Raw genomic sequence first — 1,525 nt, 5'->3', positions numbered from 1 at the left:
CGACTGGATAAGTAAGCACTCCATTGAGATCCAGCCGGATACGCTGAACACCCCGGAACCGTTTTAGCAGAACTCCAGGAGCAGGGAGCCGACTCCCTCTTGACCGTAAAAGACAAACAGCAAAGCCTGGTCGGGAAAACGACACATCTCTTTTACGGCAGCGGATCACCAGATCAGCCATGGCTGAGATATTGCCTGGGCGTTTCGAGCAAAAGAAGCCCTAGTGAAAGTAGTTACAGAACCATGGGACCTGGAGAGATTGCACTAGATCCGTGATACGTAGTTAGGAAGATGCCCATCGCTACTGCGGCAGTGCTGACAAGCAATGCAACAACCAACTCAGAGCCCAGCGTGAAACTTTGAATCAGCTTTCAGCTATTGAGCGGCGTTGAACCGCCGCACAATTTCGGCGGCATAAGGGTAATCGGCTGCTGATATCTTTCTCGCCATTAGACGGTCGCCAGTGGTGAGGATCGCCGGAATCTCCTCCAGGGTGACGCGTTGCGGCCCCCCTTGACGGTGGCGCAGATTGTCCGTGCCCATGGCGGCACGATAGGGATTTTCCTGGCTGAACAAGGTCATCGCAAAGATCATCTCTTCAGATATGAAGCAGCCTGACATGAAGTGGCTGGTCTGCTCCAGAATTGTTGATTTCAGCAGCCATGTCACGATCGAGCGGTGCAGCACCAGCCAATGGCGTCCGTAGCGCAAGGGTTGCTCCGTGAGGAACCGGGCCCGCTCCCGTAACTCTTCGGGGCTGAGGGGACGCACCCAGTAGGTGTGCTTTTCGATTTCGGTGTACATCAGACCCACCCGCTGACCGATATTGCGGGCCGGATCGAGTCGGTTCTCCACCACCATCTCTTTCAGGCAGGGATCCACCAGAAAGCGGGCTCTTCCATGGACGTTTTGGCTGATGCAGTGCTTCAGGTCCGCAGGTTGCATCTGGTTAGAGATCCACGTCAGCGGCTTACCCAATCGGTAGCAGTCGCAGAAGCCCAGCCGTCCTTGAAGGGCCTGCTCTTCAAGCACCTGTTGCGTCCAGGCGGCACTTCGCAGGGGCAGGCAACTGCCGGAGCAATTAATGAAGTAGGTCCAGTCCGGCAGCTCCAGAGCGTGCCGCATCGACTTGATCATGGCCTTGTACAAGCCGCCCCCCCCCCAAGAAATAGACGTGGAGTGACGAAGGGTGAGGTTAGGGGGCTGACCGGTGAACGCCCTACGTACCCTCTCCAGGGACCCTTCGTCGGAATCGAATGAGACTTCGATGGAAATGTCGGGTCCCTGGAGGAGATTTACAAGCAGGGGCAGGTTGGCTCCGATTCCGTAGTCATGGATGGCGTAGTGAATCATGCGGGCAGGGTCCTCCAATGATTACTGATCCGGCTAGCGGAGCGCCAGCCGGGAGTGCCCTCGGGCTCAACGCCGTAGTAATCGTTGATACGGTCTCCGCAGCAGGTTTGACGTTTAAGTGCTAACTACAGAGGGTTGCCGAGGTGTGTGCTTACCTTACGCTTGAGGGAGC

At 56.5% G+C, this 1,525-nt stretch carries 1 protein-coding gene; it reads right to left on the bottom strand.

From position 1 onward, the window contains the following. Positions 1-375 precede the first annotated feature (375 nt). Entirely contained in the window at positions 376-1,353 is a 978-nt protein-coding gene (locus AC01FP_RS17515) for a beta-1,6-N-acetylglucosaminyltransferase (RefSeq protein ID WP_474481996.1), read from the bottom strand. Positions 1,354-1,525 lie beyond the last annotated feature (172 nt).

This window comes from Cyanobium sp. NIVA-CYA 375 (assembly GCF_056108345.1).
This window is presented reverse-complemented; position numbering and strand designations above follow the sequence as displayed.

What these genes read in the sequence shown, in the direction of transcription:
- AC01FP_RS17515 (WP_474481996.1), bottom strand. Translation starts at nt 1,353, where the DNA reads ATGATTCACTACGCCATCCATGACTACGGAATCGGAGCCAACCTGCCC.